Here is a 16633-nt window from a genome sequence, read left to right as displayed (position 1 = left end):
CAGTAGCTTCCGGGTGGCCTCCCCCTCTGTCACGCACGAGTGCACGCTTCAGAGTTGCCTGACGCACCCGGTCCATGGGCCTGAGAGGTTCCGGGGAGGAATTGCCCCTTCGGCGCCCGGTGTGAACGGGTCTCTCCCGAGTGCGGTGAACAGCTACAGAGCAGAGTACCTCAGCCGGCTGCGCGGGCCCGGCGGCGGGCAGCCAGCTCGTCGCTGGCGTGGGACTCGTCCTCGCCCTCGCCGTGACCGTCGGCACGCTCGGTGGGCAGCTCGGACAGCGACCCCTCGACCTCGCGCCAGACACCGCCGAGGGCGATCCCGAACACTCCCTGGCCACCGGCCAGCAGGTCGATCACTTCGTCCGGCGAGGTGCACATGTAGACCGACGCGCCGTCACTCATCAGCGTGATCTGGGTCAGGTCGTCGATCCCGCGCTTGCTCAGGTGGGCGATCGCGGTCCGGATCTGCTGCAGCGAGATCCCGGCGTCGAGCAGCCGCTTGATCACCTTCAGCAACAAGACGTCACGGAAACCGTACAACCGCTGGGTGCCGGAGCCGGTCGCCGGGCGCACCGACGGGGAGACCAGGCCGGTCCGCGCCCAGTAGTCGAGCTGGCGGTAGGTGATCCCGGCCGCAGCGCAGGCCGTCGGCCCACGGAACCCGACATCCTCCGGCATCGGCCGCAGGTCGTCGTCGAACAGCAGACCCTGAACGCCGGCAGTGGCGGCCGCCTCGGCGCGTGCTTCGGACGTCGACTGCGCCGTCAGATCCGTGTCGCCGGTGCGTGTCACGCCTGAGCCTCCCTGGATACCGACTGGAACGAGCCATCTCCGTGGAGTAACAGTTCCCCACGACTCCTTCACGGTAAGCCGCCGACCTGGGAGGGTCAACGACAACCGCTCCGAGCGGCTAGCGTGTCGCGACTCCCAGACGAATCGTTACCTTCCCGGTCTTGAGGGTCAGGGGGTGTCGCGTGGTCCCGCGCCGTAGCGAGCATGTGCTCGGTGCGGTAGCTCGGTGTGCTGGGGCGAAGGGGTAGATGCGGAGCATCTTTCGCTTTGCACCAGTGCGGCGAGATGCCGTGCCGAGTGCAGCGCAGTAGGCGTGGGGCCGCGTGACACCCCCTAACTCTTGTCGAAGTCTTCCGGGGTGACCTGGTCGAGGAACTCGCGGAAGCGCTCGACCTCCTCTTCCTCCTGCACCTCGTCGGCCTCGGTCTCACTCTCCGGGACCGGGATCCCGGCCTCGGCGAGGATCTCCTCGGTGCAGAACACCGGCGTACCGGTGCGCAGCGCGATCGCGATCGAGTCCGACGGGCGGGCCGAGATCTCGGTCTTGTCGTCGAAGACCAGGATCGCCTCGAACACCCCGTCGGTCAGGTTCACGATCCGGACCTGACTCAGCGTGTGCCCGAGCACCCGGATCGTCTCCGCGAACAGATCGTGCGTCAGCGGCCGCGGTGGCTCCATCCCCTGCTGGGCGAAAGCGATCGCACTCGCCTCGGCCGCACCGATCCAGATCGGCAGGTACCGCTCGCCGCCGACCTCCCGGAGCAGCACGATGGGCTGACTCGAGGGCATCTCGACCCGGACTCCGACTACGTCGACTTCGCGCACACCTTCAGCCTACTCCGCGGTGGTCAGTGCGGCAGCCGGGATCTCACCAGTGCCGTGTGCAACCGCACAGTGAGGGCTGCCAACTCTTGGGTTTGGTCGGTACGGCGGGGGCCGGTGACCTGCTCGATGAGTCCTACCTCGCGGTCGGCCGCGGTGCGGAACGGGCGCAGGTGGCGCGGTTCGATGCCGTACGTCGCCAGTTCGGCGGCGACTTGGGCGACGACGATCGCGTCGCCGCCGTAATGCTTGCCCTCGGCCACGATCAGGCCGTGACTCTCCAGCTCGGCGAGCAACGCCGTACTGACTCCGGCGGCCGCGCAGAGCTCCGCCTTGGTCAGCCGCAGATCGGTGCCGGTGGCACCGAAGTCGTCGGCGGCCGGCCCGGAGGCCGGCGTACTGGGGGCGATCGGCGGTCCACCGGCCGCCGGGCGCAGACCGCGGTCGATCGCACCGAGGTGCTCCTTGATGACCTTCAGCGGCAGGTACTGGTCACGTTGCGCGGTCAGCACGTAGCGCAGCCGCTCCACATCACCCGCGCTGAACTTGCGGTAGCCCGACGCGGTGCGCGCCGGTGTCACCAGCCCCTCGGCCTCGAGGAACCTGATCTTGGAGATGGTGACATCGGTGAACTCGGCCTGCAGGATCTGCAGGACCTCGCCGATCGAGAGCTCAGGCTTGGCCACTGGCGTAGTAGACCAGCCGGTACTTGCCGATCTGGACCTCGTCACCGTTGCTCAGCTGGACCTCGTCGATCCGGTCCCGGTTCACGTAGGTCCCGTTCAGGCTGCCGACGTCGCGGACCTTGACGCCGTACGCGTCGCGGCGGAACTCGGCGTGCCGGCGGGACACCGTCACGTCGTCGAGGAAGATGTCGCTGTCCGGGTGCCGGCCTGCGGTGACCACGTCGACGTCGAGCAGGAACCGCGACCCCGCGTTCGGGCCGCGCTGCACGATCAGCAACGCCGATCCGGCCGGCAGTGCACCGACCGCGGCCTGGTCGTCGGCCGACAGCGGCTCGCCCTGGTCGAAGCGCTCGGTCTCCGGCTCGGCGCTGATCGGCGTCAGCATCGCGGTGTCGGTGACACCCGGCGTCGGCGTCGCGGCGGCCGGCCGGTCCGCCCCAGGGAGCATGGCTCCGCACTGCGAGCAGAAGCGGCTGCCCTCGGAGTTCTCGTGCCCGCACTGGTTGCAGAACGGCATGCTGTGATCCTCCCGATCGCCGTTAGGCGACGTTGTGTCGTAGACCCCGTGGTTACAGTGTGGACCCGGACCCCAACCCTCGATCAGCGGTTGAGGTCCGGTAAACCTATCAGTGACGCCCTAGCTCGGGTCGAGCTGGCCCTGGTAGGTCTCGGCGTCCATCAGGGCGTCGACCTCGGCGTCGTCGTCGACCTCGATGTCGAGCAGCCAGCCCTCGCCGTACGGGTCGGTGTTGACCAGGTCGGGCTGGTCGGCCAGGGCCTCGTTGACGGCCCGCACGGTCCCGTTCACCGGGGCGAACAGGTCGCTGACGCTCTTGGTCGACTCGAGCTCGCCACAGGAGTCGCCGGCGCGCACCACGCTGCCGACCTCGGGGAGCTGGACGTACACGATGTCACCGAGCGCGTCCTGCGCGAAGTCGGTGATTCCGACCCGCACCGGGCCCTCGCCGGCCTTCACCCACTCGTGCTCGGCCGTGTACTTCAGGTCTTCGGGGTACACCGTCGTTCCTCTTTCTCGAAGCCGGACTGGACGTTACTTTGACGGGCTTTGACTACTTGACTGTGCCTACTTGGATGGGCTGGGCGCCGGGCGAGCGTAGCGATGCTCTTCTTGCGCGTGCAAGGCAGTGATGGCGACGTTGGTCTCCTCGTTCACGTCCGCCGTACCGCCCACCTGGGGACCGGTCACCTCACTGACCAGCCCACCGGGAAAGTTGGAGGCCTCGGCCAGGCTGTGCGAGTCGCCGATCGCCTCGATCACGTACGGCGAGTTCACCTTGATCCCGTCGATCTTGATCCCGGGGGCGTCGTCGACGAAGTCGGTACTGGCCACCACCCGCACCGTCCCGTTGATCTGGATCGCCTCGGCACCGGCGTCGCGCAGCTCCTCGATCGCGTCCAGCAGGTTGCTGGACGTCATCTTGCCCTGCGGGTCGTTCAGCGTGATCCGCACCCCGGGTCCGTGCGCGGGCACCGTCCCCGCGAGGATCCCGAGCGCGCGGATCTGCGCCTCCGCCTGCTGCTTGGCCGTCTCCGCCTTGTCGGCACTGGACGACAGCGTGTTCTTCCGCTCCTCCAGCTCGGCGATCTCACCCTCGAGCCGCCGGGTGTTCTGCCCGAGGCCGTCGAGGATCGCGATCAGGTCCTCACGGCGCGCGTTCTGGTACCCGTCGTCGGCGCGATTGACGCGCACCTGGACGACCGCCGTACAGGCCACCAGCGCGAGCACGACCGCGACGATCGCCTGACCGCGCGACGGCTTGAACCCGGCCTTCAATCGCCGTACGGCGAGGTTCGGCGTCCGAGGCTTCTTCGGCATCGGCGTCGGCTCGACCGGAAGCTCCGGCTCCGCTTCGACGGGTGGTTTGGGCGTAACCGGCGGATCGAACCGCGGCGGCTTCGCATGCTCAGCCCGCGGCCGCGGTGCCGGGTCGGCAGCCTGCCACGCATCCGCCTTCCGCTCCCCCGCCGTACGCTCATCCGGCTTGTGCTCGGCTACCGGCGGCTCCTTGGCCGTCGGCTCCTCGGCTGTCGGCTCACTCGCCGGCGTCTTCTCCGGCTCACCAGGCTTGGCCGGCTTGGCCGGCTCACCCGGTTTGGCGGGGGTGCCGTCTTGGCCCCACCAGCTGGCGATGACCGTGGGCTGGTCGTCGGGGGCGGGGTTCTCCGGGTCCGGGGTGTTCGGTTTGTCGTCGCTCATGTCAGGCCCGGAAGATGTGGCGGCGGATCGCGGCCATGTTGGTGAAGATGCGGATGCCCAGTACGACGACCACGCCGGTGGACAGCTGTGAGCCGACGCCGAGCTGATCACCCAGGTAGACGATCAGCGCCGCGATCAGCACGTTGGAGACGAACGACACGACGAACACCTTGTCGTCGAAGATCCCGTCCAGGAACGCGCGCAGTGCGCCGAACACCGCGTCCAGCGCCGCGACCACCGCGATCGGCAGGTACGGCTGCGCCCACTCCGGGACGTCCGGGGCGACCAGGAGCCCGATCACCACGCCGATGACCAGTCCGAGTACGGCGATCATTTCGAGCCACCGACCTTCGCGTATCGCAGCGCGATGGTCGCATCCGCCGGCACCAGCAAGGAATCCTCCGTCGTGATCGTCATCCGGACATCGAAGTTGCTGACCAGGTACTGCACCCACTGGCCGCCCGAGCTCTGCGCGAACCGGGCCGGCAGCGTCCCGGTGTCGCCGATCGCCAGCACCGTGTACGGCGGGGTCAGCGAGCTGTAGTCGACAGTGATCGCACTGCCCGCACCGCGGATCGCCGTCATCGACGTGAGCCGGTGACCGTTCACCGAAACCGCCTCCGCGCCGGCCGTCCACAACCCGTTGACGAGTTGCTGGAGGTCGACGTCGAGCAGCCGGCCCTCCTTGTCCGCGTCCTTGGCGTCGTTGACGACGACCTTGAGCCCGGGACCGGTGACCGCGATCGCTCCGGTCTGCAGCTCCAGGTCATCCAGCTTCTGCTGCAGCGCCACACCGTTGTCCGCGTTGGTCAGTCCCCCGGCCTGCAGCCGGCGGACCTCGTCGGCCAGCCGTGACTGGTCGGTGCGCAGCCCGGTCAGCCGGGTGTCGGCCTGGTTGATCCGGGCGATCAGCTCTTTGCGCTGCTTCTCCGCCTCCGGCGCACTGCGGTAGTTCTGCGAGGCCGCGACCGCGATCAGGAAGCCGAGCACCAGCGCCGCCACCGCGAGCATCACCCGGTGCCGCGACCGGACGGGCTTGCCGTCCTGCTGGGTCCGCGCGGCAACGGCGTACCCCTCGTCGATCGGGTGCGCCATCAGGTTGTTCAGCAGCGACATCGAGGCGTCGACGCGGCGCTGCGGAGGAGGCTTGGTTGCGGGCTGGGTCACTGGCTACCTAGCCGTGTCGCTGATCGGTTTCACTGTTTGGATCAGGTGCCGCAGCTGCTCGAAGTAGAGCACGCCGGCCCAGTAGTAGAGCGCCGTCCCCCAGATCGCGAACGCCCAGCCGAAGACGCGGGCCAGCAGGTTCAGCGTGCTGTCGCCGTCACCGAGCAGCAGCAGCGGGAACGCGTAGAGCAGGCAGAAGGTCGCCGACTTGCCGAGGAAGTGCACCGGCAGCGCGTTGAAACCGCGGCGGTGCAGCGCCGGCAGGGTGAACGTGAGCAACAGGTCGCGCAGCGGCAAGGCGATCGCCAGCCACCACGGGATGATGTCGCGCAACGCCAGACCGAGCACGGTGGCGAAGATGTACAGCCGGTCGGCCACCGGGTCGAGCATCTGCCCGAGCCGGGTGGTCTGGTTCATCCGCCGTGCGATCTGGCCGTCGGCCCAGTCCGTGAACCCGGAGATCGCCAGCACCAGCAGCGCCCAGCCGTCCTCGTGCGGTCCGAGGATCAGCCACAGGAACAGCGGCACACCCAGCAACCTGAGGAAGCTGAGCGCGTTCGGGATCGTGAGCACCCGGTCGGACACTTCCAAGTCCGGCACGCGCCCCCTCCTCTCTCACCCCTGAATGTCGCTGTAACTGTACTTGGGCCCACCGACAGGGCCATGCCCGGCCACGCGGCGGGGCATGCCCCGGACGCCCTCTACACCTGAACGCCTCGGCGAGTCCCCCGCTATGGCTGCTGCAAACCGGTAATCCGATCGATACTGGACCGTGTCTAAGTTCCTGGTACTGATCTATGGCAATCCGGAGTCCCGTGCAGTGTGGGACGGTCTGACCGACGAACAGAAGCGTGAGGGCATGGCCGGTTACGCGGCTCTGCACGAAGCTTTGGCCGAGCGCAACGAGCTGCTCGCTTCGGAGTCGCTGGCCGAACCGACAGCGACCAAACAGGTGCTGGTCCGCGACGGCAAGCCGCTGACCACCGACGGCCCGTTCGCCGAAGTGAAGGAACAGCTGGCCGGTTTCTACCTGCTCGACTGCGAGTCGATGGAGCGGGCGGCCGAGATCGTCGCGCTGATCCCGGAGGCGCCGTACAGCGTGGTCGAAGTGCGCCCGGTGCGCGACTTGTCGGCGTACATGTGATGCAGCTCGAGGAGGTACTGCGGTCGCAGGCGCCGTCGGTGCTGAGCGCACTCGTGCGCCGGTACGGCGATTTCGACGCCTGCGAGGATGCGGTTCAGGAGGCGTTGCTCGCGGCATCGATGCAGTGGCCGAGCGACGGCGTACCGGAGAATCCGCGCAGTTGGCTGATCACGGTCGCGTCGCGACGGCGGATCGAGGTACTGCGCAGTGAGGCGGCCCGACAGCGGCGGGAGGAGGCGGTCGGCGTACAGCCCGAGCCCGAAGCGGCGCCGTCCGTCGACGACTCGCTCACCCTGCTGATGCTGTGTTGCCACCCCGACCTGACCACCCAGTCGCAGGTCGCACTCACTCTGCGCGCGGTCGGCGGTCTGACCACCGGCGAGATCGCCCGCGCCTTTCTGGTGCCCGAGGCAACTATCGGCCAGCGGATCAGCCGCGCGAAGGCCAAACTGCAGGACGCCCGGTTCGCCCTGCCACCACCTGACGAGCTGCCGGCCCGACTGACCGCCGTACTGCACGTCCTCTACCTGATCTTCAACGAGGGCTACACCGCATCGTCCGGCGACTCGTTGCACCGAGTAGAGCTCAGCACCGAAGCCATCCGCCTAACCCGGCAACTGCGTGAGCAACTGCCGTCGGAAGGTGAGGTCGCCGGCCTGCTGGCCCTGATGCTCCTCACCGACGCCCGCCGCCCCGCCCGCACCACCCCCGAGGGCCACCTAGTTCCCCTCCCTGACCAGGACCGCTCCCTCTGGGATGCAGCAGCCATTGCCGAGGGCACCGACCTGATCGCGGCCACCCTGAAGTCCGCCCCCGTCGGCCCCTACCAACTCCAGGCCGCCATAGCCGCCGTACACGATGAGGCCTCAGTCGCCGACGACACCGACTGGCGCCAGATCCTGATGCTCTACGAACTCCTCGAATCCACCGCCCCCGGCCCCATGGTCACCCTCAACCGCATAGTCGCCGTAGCCATGGTCCACGGCCCCGCCGCCGGCCTCACCCTCCTGGACGACATCGACCCCACCCTCACCAACCACCACCGCGTAGCCGCCGTCCGAGCCCACTTACTAGAACTGTCCGGCGACACCCCCGCCGCCCGCGACGCCTACCTCCAGGCAGCCCGCCTAACCCAAAGCACCCCCGAACAGCACTACCTCCACTCCCGAGCCGAAGCCCTCGATCAGTCGTAGGTGGCCTGGAGGTGCCAGGTGGCTTGGTGGAGGGTGAAGAGCCAGGCTCGGGTGTCGGCGGTGACGAACTGGAAGCGGGCTTGGCGGGTGGCGGTGGCGGGGTCCCACCAGCGTTCTTCGGTCGTCCAGGGGCCGGCCCAGGCGGTGATGGGGTGGAGTTTGTTGCTGTCGGCGACGTGGCGGCCGGGGGCTAGGCGGAAGGCGGTGGGTACGGCGGTGAGGTCGCCGCGGGCGGTGACCGAGACCTGGGTGCCGTCGGCGGCGTAGACCTGGGCCGGGAGCGGTTCGGAGAAGACGGTGGTGGGGGCTAGTGCGGTGATCGCGCCGGGCCAGGGTTGATCGGGTGAATGAGCGGGGACCGGGCGGTCGCCCCAGGGGACCAGGGTTTGGCGCTCTGCGAAGCCGCGGCCGCCGCCGACTACCACCGAGACGACAGCGCCGTGGCCGAGCATGCTCTGGACTCGGGACAGTGCGCGGTGGATCCGCTCGTCCGGTCCGCCGCCCCACAGGCCGTCGGCCTGGGCTCCGACCGGGTCCACCTGCTCGGGGACTAGCCGGATCCGGGTGACCGGGGAGGTGAGCCCACTGGTCGCCGTACCGCTGCCTTGGAGTTGCCAGCGGACCCGGTCGACCACGTCGGCCGCGGTGAACCAGCGGGGGTGCAGCCACTCGCGCTCGTGGATCCGGCCGGACTCGGTACCGACCTCTACCCGCAGTGTCGTACACACCCCGCCGAGCTCGGTCAGCCGGTCGACCAGCTCGTCGGCCACCGACCGGACCGCGAACGCCACCTGGTCGACCCGGTCCACCGACGGCTCGAACTCGAGCGTGCGGGTGAGCTCCGGCGGCACCTCCCGCGCCACCACCGGCCGGTCGTCCGCCCCGCGGGCCAGCTGATGTGCGAACGCACCATCCGGGCCGAACCTGGTCAGCACCTCGGCGGCAGCCAACTGCGCGAACGCACCCAGCGACCGCAACCCGAGGCGACGCAGCAGGCCGGTGAGCGTGGGCTGCTCGAGTACGTCGACGCTGAGCGGCGCGAGGAACTTCGACGACTCGCCCGGCGGCACCACCAGCACCCGGGTCTGCTCCGAGCTCACCCGTGCCGCCTGCTCCGCCGCGAACGGGCCATCCGCAACCCCGACCCGCCCACCCGGCACCTCGAACGTCTCGAGCCGGTCCAGCAACTTCTCCGCCGCCGCCGACTCACTCCCGTAGAACCGGGCCGGCCCGCGCGCCTTCACCGCGCACATCCCCGGCCGGATCACCTGCACCCCCGGCGTCAACACCTCCAGACACTCCACCACCGGCTCGAACGCCCGCGCATCCGCCACCTCGTCGTACTTCACCACCACCAGCTCCGGACACCGCGCCTGCGCCTCCCGAGCCCGCTGCCCGCGCCGCACCCCCTCCCGCCGAGCAGCCGCCGAAGTAGCCAGCACCCGCCCCTTCTCCAGCACCGCAACAGCCCCGTCCCCCACCCCTGCCGCCACCACAGGCCAGTCCGGCACCCAAACCACCATCACCCGACTAACCTCCCGCCCCCTCACCACAAACCCCCAGCGGGTGTGGGGGCGGGGAGGGTGGCGCCTCTCCCCACCACGAAACCCCGGCAGGTGTCGGGGCGGGAAGGGTGGCGCCTCTCCCACCGCAAACCCCAAGCGGGTGTGGGGGCGGGGAGGGTGGCGCCTCTCCCCCTCCCCGCCCAGGCAGGTGCCACCCCGCGCATCAGCCGACCGCCTCTTCTTGCCAGGTGGGGGCGGTGCTGAGAGCGGGTGGGGTGATGGTGTTGAGGGTGCCGTCAGGGGCTGGGAGCCAGAGGTGGTGGCGGCGTGGGGTGGTGCCGGCTCGGCGGGTGGTGACGGCGACGGTGGCTTGGCGGGCCTCGAGGAGTCCTTCGCCGTCACCCAGACCGGTCCAGGTGTTGCTCTCGATCTCCAGTCGGGCTTCACTGCCCGGCCAGGAACCGGAGGCGATCAGCAGCGCACCACGGGTCCGCAACCGGGCCGCCAGACGGGACGCCTCCCCTGGTGTGACCTCACCGGGCGGCCGAACCACGACGACGCTCAGCGCATCAACCAATGCAGCAACCACACTGAGCCACTCGGGACCCGGCTCCGGCACCAGCACGAGGCGCTCCAGGTCGACGCCTAGCGCCTGCGCCGCCTCCGCACCGAACGACGGCATGCCGACCACGCCACACCAGGCACCTTCCGCGGACGGTCCCGCCATCAACGCCATCACCAGCGCCGTCGACCCCTGCACGGAGTACACCGCACCGCCGCGCAGTGGGGCTCCCGCCAGCAGCTCGGAGACCACCGGTGACGTCGGCAGCGCCCTGTCCACCGTCGCCGTGTCCAGCGCTTGCTGCACCCGGGCCTTTGCGCCCCGCGCCTTCGTCGTGGACAGGAAGGCACGAGCCTCGTCGAGCGCCGTGATCCCCGTCATGATCCCATGTTCGAACACCTGTTCGACTGTGTCAATCCGGTCGTCCACAACCCTCCGAACGGTTATCGTCCGAGCATGCTCCGTGTCGACCACCCCTCCTTCCGGCGCGCGCTGGAGGAGGTCGAGGACAGCATCGACACCGCCTGGCAGGCGCTCTGCGCAGAGTCCGGCGTCACCCCCGGTACGCCGGAAGCCCGCGACCTGGCCGAGGTCGTCCTCCAGGACACCTCCGAGTTCGACTGGCGAGTCGTGGACGGCGCACTCAAGCAGCTGACCTGTTCCGAGTGCGGATCCGGCCTCGGCGCCGGCCCACTCGGCTGCACCGCCTGCGACCGCGCGAACGGCTACCGCTTCGCCGCCCGGGAGACCGACCGACCGGGTGTCCAGTACCTGAACGAACACGCGCTCCGGGTGTCCTCAGCCGTCGCCCGCACCCGCCACCGCTACGCCCCACGCGTCCGGGCCGGCTACGAGATCGCTTTGCCCAGCCTGCTGGCCGGCAAGATCCCCACCACCCCACAGGCCCAGCGCGCCAAGGACCGCATCAACCAACTCACCGACCACGAACTGGAGCAGCTGATCGACCCGCTGCCCCTCTACGGAGACCTCTCATGAACACCCTGTACGACGCAGTGGTCACCCACCACGACAACCTGGCCGCCTGGCTAGGCGGTACGGCCGGTCCGGAGGTGCTAGAGCGCTTCCGCGCCGCCCACCGACCGGACTTCACCCTGATCACGATCGACGGCGTCAAGGTCGGCCAGGACGAGCTGATGACCGGACTGAGCACAGCCCACAACGCCGTACCAGGACTGAAGATCACCATCGACCACTTCGAGATACTCGCCCAGTCCGCCGACACCACAGTCTGCAGGTTCCTGGAACAACACTCGATCGGCACAGCCCGCTGGACCACCGCCGTACTAGCAGGCACCCAGTGGCAAACCGTCCACGAGACAGCCGTCCTCTAACCCACCCGCGATCCCCCACCCCCACCCCGCGACCGAAGCCACCCTGCAAATCAGACCACCCCGCGACCGAAGCCACCGTGCGAATGTGGGGAGTCGACCATCGACTGTGAGGACTTGGTCGCCGGTAAGGGGTTTCCAACGACCCGGTCCTCACACTCGCTGACGTCGCCCCACGCTGGCTTCGGTGGCGGGCGCAACGCACGGTGGCTTCGGTGGCGGGCGTGGCTGTGGATAACTTGCTGGGGCGAGTGGTGATTCAGGGCATCGTTGGGGGATGGAATACATCGGTCGCGGGTTCATGCCTCGTCGCAGGATGGATCTGCTCGCTACCGGAGTTACGCGGGCACAGTTGGAGTCGGGTTCCTGGAGCTCGCCGCATTTCGGCTATCACCGGTCGGCGCAGGTCAGAGATCCCGTCAGGCAGCGCATCCTGGATGCGGTCGCGGTCATGCCGTACGGCGGCGTTGTCGGCGGCTGGGCTTCCGCATATCTGCAAGGAGTCACGGTGCTGGACGGTGGCTGGGGATCGGCCATCGCCGCGCAGGGCCGGCTCGGTGAACCTGTACTGGTGGCGATCCCGCCGAACACCGTGGTGAATCGTCCCGGCATCCGGTCCTTGCGTGCAGCGCTGGAACCTGAAGACGTGGTGCAGGTAGCCGGCGTACCGTGCACGGCCGGCGCCCGGACGGCGTACGACTTGATGAGGTTCGCGCCGGACTTGACCGAGGCCGTCGTTGCGGGCGACGGCCTTGTCCATGCCGGACTTGTGGATGCGACGGCGATCGCGGCGTACGAAGCCGCCCACTCCCGGCGTCGTGGTGTTCGCCAACTGCGCGACGCGCTACCGCTGCTCAACGGGCGAGCGGCGTCGCCGCCTGAGTCGAGGCTGCGGATGATCTGCCGCGCAGCAGGCCTGACCCAACTCCTTGTCAACGCACCGGTTTACGACCTCGACGGGAGATTCCTCGGCATCGTCGACCTGCTGGAGTCATTTGGCGGTCTTGCCCTCGAGTACGACGGCGAGTACCACTGGGATCTCGGCCAGCAGACCCGCGACAACCACCGCGAAGAGGGTCTCGAACGCACTGGTCTGACAGTCCTTCGAGTCACAGCTCTGGACCTACGGAACCCGCCCGCCCTGATCACTCGCATCCAAGAGGCCCACCGCGCCTGCCTAACCATTCCCATCGCCTCTCGCCGATGGCTCCACCACTCCTACGCTGCCTGACCTCCCCCAGGCGCATGTCGAATGTGACAACCGTGTCGCTGGCAATCGATATCCAGCGACACGGTTCCCACATTCACCGGGCGACTCATCACATTCGCACGGTGGCTTCGGTCGCGGGGCACGGTGGCTTCGGTCGGGGGACGGTGGGTTGGGGGTGAGGGTGGATGTGGCGCATAGGGTGGTGGGTATGCCGAGGACCATTGCTACCAACACCAAGGTTGATCTTGAGGGGCTGCTGGAGTTTGTGCGGCCGCGTCATCACATGCTGCTGATCACCACTCGAGCGGACGGTACGCCGCAGGCGTCGCCTGTGTCCGGTGGTGTCGACCCCGCGGGGCGCATCGTCATCTCGTCGTACCCGCAGCGTGCCAAGAGCACCAACGTCGAGCGGAATCCGCAGACCAGCGTCGTGGTGCTGTCGGACGATTGGAACGGCGCGTGGGTGCAGGTGGACGGTGAGGGTGAGGTCATCCAGCTCCCCGAGGCGGTGGAGCCGCTGGTGGACTACTACCGTTCCATCGCCGGCGAGCACCCCGACTGGGACGAGTACCGCGAAGCCATGCAAAACCAGGGCAAGTGCCTCATCCGCATCACCCCCACTCGCTGGAGCCCGTTGGCCACCGGAGGCTTCCCGGCGCACCTCGCGTGACCGTCAGCACGTCCTGGTCCCGCATCGTCGACTGGCTCGCAACCAACCACCCGTCCACGGTGCCGCACATCAACCCACCGGCGACGGCGGTCGACCTGCGCTACCTGCAGGCCGCGATGAACCGGCCACTACCGGCGGACCTGGTCGAGTACCTGCAGATCGCCAACGGTACGACGCACCGCTCGATCGCGGGTTCGCTGATCCCGACGCTCTACAACCTCATCCCGGTGATGGAGATGCTGTCGCGGCGGCACCTCGAGCAGAAGACCCAGCGTGGGCTCCACGGCGCCGGTCCGTGGTCGGGCGACGGCGATCCGGCGGGCAGCATGTCGACAGACTGGCTCGACAACTTCCTGCCGATCGCGGAAGCGGCTGACGCCGGTCTGTTGTACGTCGATCTGCGTGACGGCGACCAATTCGGGTGTGTTTGGGAGTGGTATCCGGAGGGCGGTCCGTCAGGGGCACCGTGGTGGGGTGGCGTCGGCGAGATGCTCGAGGAGATCGCTAGCGCCTTCGTCGACGGAGGTGCTGCTTCCAGGAAGGGGCGCTCACCGGAGCTGCCGCACGTGGATGACGGCTACCTTCGCTGGGGCAACGTGCCTGCCTGAGATTTTCAGGCTCTGGTGGTACGGCGTTCCATGGTTTCGGTGATGCGTTTCATCGCACCTTCCAGGTGGTCTCGGAGGGCGGTTTCGGCTTGGGACTCGTTGTGGGCCATGCAGGCGTCGAGGATGGCTTGGTGTTCGCGGCGGGTTTGTTCGATGCGGGCTTTGGTTTGGCGGGAGCCGAAGCGGTAGCGCTCGCTGTTCTGCCAGACGGGTTCGATGGCTCGGGGGAGCCAGCGGGAGCCGCCGGCTCGGTAGATGGCGAAGTGGAACTCGGTGTGGGCCTGGCGGGAGGCGATGTTGTCGCCGAGTTTGGAGAGGCGGACGTGTTCGGCCAGGGCGGTGCGGGCGGCTGCGGCGTCGGCTTCGGTGAAGCGGGTGGCGGCGGCTCGGACGGCCAGTGACTCCAGCGAGAGGCGGGTCTGGTGGGTGTCGCGGAGGTCCTCGAGGGAGAGCTCGCGGACCCAGGCGCCCTTGTGGGGCACGATTTCCACCAGGCCTAGGGCGGCCATCCGGCGGAGGCCTTCGCGGATGGGCATCTGGCTCATGTCCAGGCGTTTGGCGAGCTCCTCGAGACGGAGTGCCGTACCGCTGGGGAGTTCGCCGGACAGGATGAGCTCGTGCAGCTCGGCGGCGGCCTCCTCGGCGAGAGTACGACGGCCGGTCGGTCCCCCAGGCGTGAGCTCGAGTCGTCGGGTCATTGGGCGCGGGCTGCCTCTCTCCTCCACACAGAACAGCTCTGGGAGGTAACCGTACGGCAGGCTGGGCCGAGTGCGCGCTTTCGCCGACAGATTGCTCAACACAAAAAGTTCAGCTGAGGGCGGTCAGGTCGAGCAAGAACCGTGCACCGGCAGCGGATCGGTCCAGAACCTCACTGACCTGAGCAGCCGGCAACAGCTCGACTTCCGGCCGCAGCCGGGCCGGTGCGATGTCGGCCAGGGCCTGACCGACCGCACCGGGTTCGAGTGTGGTCCGCTGCACGTTCACCGGCAGCACGCGGAGGTCGCGACCGATCAGTTGGTGCAGGTCGAGTGTGGTGAACTCACCGGCCTTGTAACCCAGTAGGGCGATTCGCCCTCCCGGTGTGATGTGTCCCAGCACCCCACTGGTCACTGGACCGCCCAGAGTGTCGACTGCGAGGTCGCACCACGGCAGGTCGCGACCGACCTGGCCCAATTCGTCCACGCGGACGATCTGGTCGACCAGATCACCAACCAGGTCGACAGGCTCGACGACTCCGGCCAACCCGATCACCCGCGCCGCACCGGCCGACCGAGCGACCGCTGCGCACAGCCGCGCGACCAGTCCGGTGATGCCGGTGACGACGACCGTCTCACCAGCGCGCACCTGACCAACTCTCCGTACGGCGGTGTGTGCGGTCAACGCCGGTGTCAGCAACGCCAGCGCGGTCGCCGGGTCCAGAGACGCCGGTACCGGATGGACAGCCGCATCGGGTACGACGGCGTACCGGCCCCACAGCCCAGGCCTGGTCACGCCGACCCCTTCGCCGCGCAGCACCACTCCAGCGCCGGTCTCGGCGACTGCCGAGCTCACGACCACACCGAACCCCTCGGAGCCCGGTGTGAATGACGCTGCCGGTTGCTTGCCGCTCAGCGCGGTCCGGTCCTGGGCCGTCACCGAGGCCAGCCTCATTTCGACCAGCGTCTCCCCCGGTCCGGCAGTCTGCTCGATCTCTTCGACCGCCAGCTCCGGGCCAGGTCCGTGCCTGCGCAGCACGGTCCCCTCCTGCGACCTCATCTGTCCCCCATTTGATATGTGATCACGACACCCCTCGACGGAAACCGCCACCTCACCGGTCGGAGACCTCCTTGGCCAGGGGCGCGGTCAGCTCGCCGGCCGTCACCGCGCGCTCGCTCGCGAGCGCATCGCTGCCCATCGGGAACGGCCAGTCGCTACCGGCCAGCACATGGGCCGCACCGAAGGTCTTGGTGAGCAGCTGCAGCATCGCCTCGTCATGCACGAGGTCGTCGACGTAGAAACTGCGGACCGCCTCGATCACGGGCATCGAGAGCTCCTCGATCCCCGGCCGGCCCGTCTCCACTCCGCGCTGCCATCGTCCCGCCACCGCCGCCGTCACCCCTCCCCCATGACACAAACAGAACCGGATCCCCGGGAACCGGCCCGGCACATCCGCGAAGACCAGTGACGCCGCGGCGACCCCGGTCTCGTACGGATTCCCCAACAGGTTCGACAAGTAGAACGATCGGAGCCGCTTGTCGTCACTGTGTCCTGGATGAATGAGGGTGAAAGCTTCCAGTTCGTGCAGCACCTGCCACACCGGATCGAGGCCGGCATAGTCCGGCGTACCGAGGGCGAATCCGCTGAAGACGCCCTCTCGAGCAAGAGCCGCAGCCACCGCCGGTGCGGCCGGATCCAGCAGCGGCAGCTGACCGAGCACCCGCAGTTGCGGTGTGGCGAGCTCACGGAGCCCCTGGTTCACCAACTCGGCCCACTCGACACCTGCGTCGTACCTGAACAGAGCCGGCGGCACCGAGACCACAGCGCCATCCAGCTCTTGTTTAGCGATCCACTGCAGCAAAGCTGCCGGGTCCGCCAGCCGCTTGAGCGGCAGCCGCTGCCCGTCGATCACCAACATGCCGCTGTCAACGGACAGCCCGTACTCACCCCGGTACGCCGCCGTGAGGACGGTCGGCGGTATCAGGTGCGTATGGACGTCCCAGCCCGCCATG

21 protein-coding genes and 1 riboswitch are annotated in these 16633 nt (G+C 68.6%); of the genes, 7 read left to right on the top strand and 14 right to left on the bottom strand.

Annotated elements, in window-relative coordinates; all coding sequences use genetic code 11:
• Positions 1 to 58: 58 nt before the first annotated feature.
• A riboswitch (glycine riboswitch) is annotated at positions 59 to 149 on the bottom strand.
• Positions 150 to 170: 21 nt separating this feature from the next.
• The 9 genes from ACFTSF_RS30125 to ACFTSF_RS30085 form a co-directional block, all read right to left on the bottom strand.
• Complete coding sequence (locus ACFTSF_RS30125; protein ID WP_380157574.1) at positions 171 to 791, bottom strand: MerR family transcriptional regulator; 621 nt, start codon at positions 789 to 791, stop codon at positions 171 to 173.
• Positions 792 to 1124: 333 nt separating this feature from the next.
• Positions 1125 to 1616 (bottom strand): bifunctional nuclease family protein, encoded by a 492-nt coding sequence (locus ACFTSF_RS30120; protein WP_344158584.1) that lies wholly within the window; start codon positions 1614 to 1616, stop codon positions 1125 to 1127.
• A gap of 23 nt (positions 1617 to 1639) precedes the next feature.
• Positions 1640 to 2299 (bottom strand): MerR family transcriptional regulator, encoded by a 660-nt coding sequence (locus ACFTSF_RS30115; RefSeq protein ID WP_344158586.1) that lies wholly within the window; start codon positions 2297 to 2299, stop codon positions 1640 to 1642.
• Positions 2286 to 2816 carry an FHA domain-containing protein gene (locus ACFTSF_RS30110; protein ID WP_380157571.1) on the bottom strand — a complete coding sequence of 177 codons (531 nt, stop codon included), beginning with the start codon at positions 2814 to 2816 and terminating at the stop codon, positions 2286 to 2288. The genes ACFTSF_RS30115 and ACFTSF_RS30110 overlap by 14 nt, the downstream gene beginning before the upstream one ends.
• A 120-nt stretch (positions 2817 to 2936) precedes the next feature.
• A complete protein-coding gene (gcvH, locus tag ACFTSF_RS30105) occupies positions 2937 to 3317 on the bottom strand; it encodes a glycine cleavage system protein GcvH (RefSeq protein ID WP_344158590.1) in 381 nt (126 codons plus the stop codon).
• A gap of 66 nt (positions 3318 to 3383) precedes the next feature.
• Positions 3384 to 4517: a DUF881 domain-containing protein gene (locus ACFTSF_RS30100; RefSeq protein WP_380157569.1), complete on the bottom strand. Its 1134-nt coding sequence runs from the start codon at positions 4515 to 4517 to the stop codon at positions 3384 to 3386.
• Between the two features lies 1 nt (position 4518).
• On the bottom strand, positions 4519 to 4851 hold the full coding sequence (locus ACFTSF_RS30095; protein WP_131352136.1) for a small basic family protein: 333 nt from the start codon (positions 4849 to 4851) through the stop codon (positions 4519 to 4521).
• On the bottom strand, positions 4848 to 5684 hold the full coding sequence (locus ACFTSF_RS30090; protein WP_380157566.1) for a DUF881 domain-containing protein: 837 nt from the start codon (positions 5682 to 5684) through the stop codon (positions 4848 to 4850). The genes ACFTSF_RS30095 and ACFTSF_RS30090 overlap by 4 nt, the downstream gene beginning before the upstream one ends.
• 3 nt (positions 5685 to 5687) lie before the next feature.
• Positions 5688 to 6284 (bottom strand): CDP-alcohol phosphatidyltransferase family protein, encoded by a 597-nt coding sequence (locus tag ACFTSF_RS30085; RefSeq protein WP_344158600.1) that lies wholly within the window; start codon positions 6282 to 6284, stop codon positions 5688 to 5690.
• A 172-nt stretch (positions 6285 to 6456) separates the two neighbouring features.
• Between ACFTSF_RS30085 and ACFTSF_RS30080 the strand changes: the two genes are divergently transcribed.
• Positions 6457 to 6828 carry a YciI family protein gene (locus tag ACFTSF_RS30080; RefSeq protein WP_380157564.1) on the top strand — a complete coding sequence of 124 codons (372 nt, stop codon included), beginning with the start codon at positions 6457 to 6459 and terminating at the stop codon, positions 6826 to 6828.
• Positions 6828 to 8021 carry an RNA polymerase sigma factor gene (locus ACFTSF_RS30075; protein ID WP_380157562.1) on the top strand — a complete coding sequence of 398 codons (1194 nt, stop codon included), beginning with the start codon at positions 6828 to 6830 and terminating at the stop codon, positions 8019 to 8021. Before ACFTSF_RS30080 ends, ACFTSF_RS30075 begins: the two co-directional genes overlap by 1 nt.
• On the opposite strand, the gene ACFTSF_RS30070 is transcribed toward ACFTSF_RS30075, so the two are convergent.
• Both ACFTSF_RS30070 and ACFTSF_RS30065 read right to left on the bottom strand, forming a co-directional pair.
• Positions 8012 to 9532, bottom strand: a complete 1521-nt coding sequence (locus ACFTSF_RS30070; RefSeq protein WP_380157560.1) for a DNA polymerase Y family protein — start codon at positions 9530 to 9532, stop codon at positions 8012 to 8014. The genes ACFTSF_RS30075 and ACFTSF_RS30070 overlap by 10 nt on opposite strands.
• Before the next feature lie 217 nt (positions 9533 to 9749).
• On the bottom strand, positions 9750 to 10469 hold the full coding sequence (locus tag ACFTSF_RS30065; RefSeq protein ID WP_380157559.1) for a hypothetical protein: 720 nt from the start codon (positions 10467 to 10469) through the stop codon (positions 9750 to 9752).
• Positions 10470 to 10544: 75 nt separating this feature from the next.
• Here ACFTSF_RS30065 and ACFTSF_RS30060 point away from each other — a divergent pair, with 75 nt between their 5' ends.
• From ACFTSF_RS30060 to ACFTSF_RS30040, 5 genes are all read left to right on the top strand, one after another.
• Entirely contained in the window at positions 10545 to 11084 is a 540-nt protein-coding gene (locus ACFTSF_RS30060) for a hypothetical protein (protein WP_380157557.1), read from the top strand.
• Complete coding sequence (locus ACFTSF_RS30055; RefSeq protein ID WP_380157555.1) at positions 11081 to 11440, top strand: hypothetical protein; 360 nt, start codon at positions 11081 to 11083, stop codon at positions 11438 to 11440. The genes ACFTSF_RS30060 and ACFTSF_RS30055 overlap by 4 nt, the downstream gene beginning before the upstream one ends.
• Before the next feature lie 274 nt (positions 11441 to 11714).
• Positions 11715 to 12668, top strand: a complete 954-nt coding sequence (locus ACFTSF_RS30050; protein ID WP_380157554.1) for a hypothetical protein — start codon at positions 11715 to 11717, stop codon at positions 12666 to 12668.
• Positions 12669 to 12855: 187 nt separating this feature from the next.
• On the top strand, positions 12856 to 13317 hold the full coding sequence (locus ACFTSF_RS30045) for a PPOX class F420-dependent oxidoreductase (RefSeq protein ID WP_380157552.1): 462 nt from the start codon (positions 12856 to 12858) through the stop codon (positions 13315 to 13317).
• Positions 13314 to 13925: an SMI1/KNR4 family protein gene (locus tag ACFTSF_RS30040; RefSeq protein WP_380157550.1), complete on the top strand. Its 612-nt coding sequence runs from the start codon at positions 13314 to 13316 to the stop codon at positions 13923 to 13925. The genes ACFTSF_RS30045 and ACFTSF_RS30040 overlap by 4 nt, the downstream gene beginning before the upstream one ends.
• Positions 13926 to 13930: 5 nt before the next feature.
• Here the strand turns inward: ACFTSF_RS30040 and ACFTSF_RS30035 are convergent, their stop codons facing one another.
• The 3 genes from ACFTSF_RS30035 to ACFTSF_RS30025 all read right to left on the bottom strand — a co-directional run bounded on the left by ACFTSF_RS30035 (position 13931) and on the right by ACFTSF_RS30025 (position 16632).
• Positions 13931 to 14623, bottom strand: coding sequence for a GntR family transcriptional regulator (locus tag ACFTSF_RS30035; protein WP_380157548.1), 693 nt, complete (start codon positions 14621 to 14623; stop codon positions 13931 to 13933).
• A 109-nt stretch (positions 14624 to 14732) separates the two neighbouring features.
• A complete protein-coding gene (locus ACFTSF_RS30030) occupies positions 14733 to 15680 on the bottom strand; it encodes a zinc-binding alcohol dehydrogenase family protein (RefSeq protein WP_380157547.1) in 948 nt (315 codons plus the stop codon).
• Between the two features lie 52 nt (positions 15681 to 15732).
• The gene (locus ACFTSF_RS30025) at positions 15733 to 16632 is read right to left on the bottom strand and encodes an amidohydrolase family protein (RefSeq protein WP_344158624.1); all 900 of its coding nucleotides are present in this window, start codon (positions 16630 to 16632) and stop codon (positions 15733 to 15735) included.
• Position 16633 lies beyond the last annotated feature (1 nt).

The sequence above is a fragment of the Kribbella sp. NPDC056951 genome (genome assembly GCF_042674205.1).
Lineage (GTDB): Bacteria > Actinomycetota > Actinomycetes > Propionibacteriales > Kribbellaceae > Kribbella > Kribbella yunnanensis.
Note: the sequence above shows the minus strand (reverse complement) of the source record. Positions and strands in the feature narration are given on the sequence as shown.

Coding starts and splice junctions, on each gene's coding strand:
- ACFTSF_RS30025 (WP_344158624.1), bottom strand. CDS start 16,632: ATGGCGGGCTGGGACGTCCATACGCACCTGATACCGCCGACCGTCCTC.
- ACFTSF_RS30065 (WP_380157559.1), bottom strand. CDS start 10,469: ATGACGGGGATCACGGCGCTCGACGAGGCTCGTGCCTTCCTGTCCACG.
- ACFTSF_RS30050 (WP_380157554.1), top strand. CDS start 11,715: ATGGAATACATCGGTCGCGGGTTCATGCCTCGTCGCAGGATGGATCTG.
- ACFTSF_RS30055 (WP_380157555.1), top strand. CDS start 11,081: ATGAACACCCTGTACGACGCAGTGGTCACCCACCACGACAACCTGGCC.
- ACFTSF_RS30060 (WP_380157557.1), top strand. CDS start 10,545: ATGCTCCGTGTCGACCACCCCTCCTTCCGGCGCGCGCTGGAGGAGGTC.
- ACFTSF_RS30100 (WP_380157569.1), bottom strand. CDS start 4,517: ATGAGCGACGACAAACCGAACACCCCGGACCCGGAGAACCCCGCCCCC.
- ACFTSF_RS30095 (WP_131352136.1), bottom strand. CDS start 4,851: ATGATCGCCGTACTCGGACTGGTCATCGGCGTGGTGATCGGGCTCCTG.
- ACFTSF_RS30045 (WP_380157552.1), top strand. CDS start 12,856: ATGCCGAGGACCATTGCTACCAACACCAAGGTTGATCTTGAGGGGCTG.
- ACFTSF_RS30075 (WP_380157562.1), top strand. CDS start 6,828: ATGCAGCTCGAGGAGGTACTGCGGTCGCAGGCGCCGTCGGTGCTGAGC.
- ACFTSF_RS30110 (WP_380157571.1), bottom strand. CDS start 2,816: ATGCCGTTCTGCAACCAGTGCGGGCACGAGAACTCCGAGGGCAGCCGC.
- ACFTSF_RS30035 (WP_380157548.1), bottom strand. CDS start 14,623: ATGACCCGACGACTCGAGCTCACGCCTGGGGGACCGACCGGCCGTCGT.
- ACFTSF_RS30030 (WP_380157547.1), bottom strand. CDS start 15,680: ATGAGGTCGCAGGAGGGGACCGTGCTGCGCAGGCACGGACCTGGCCCG.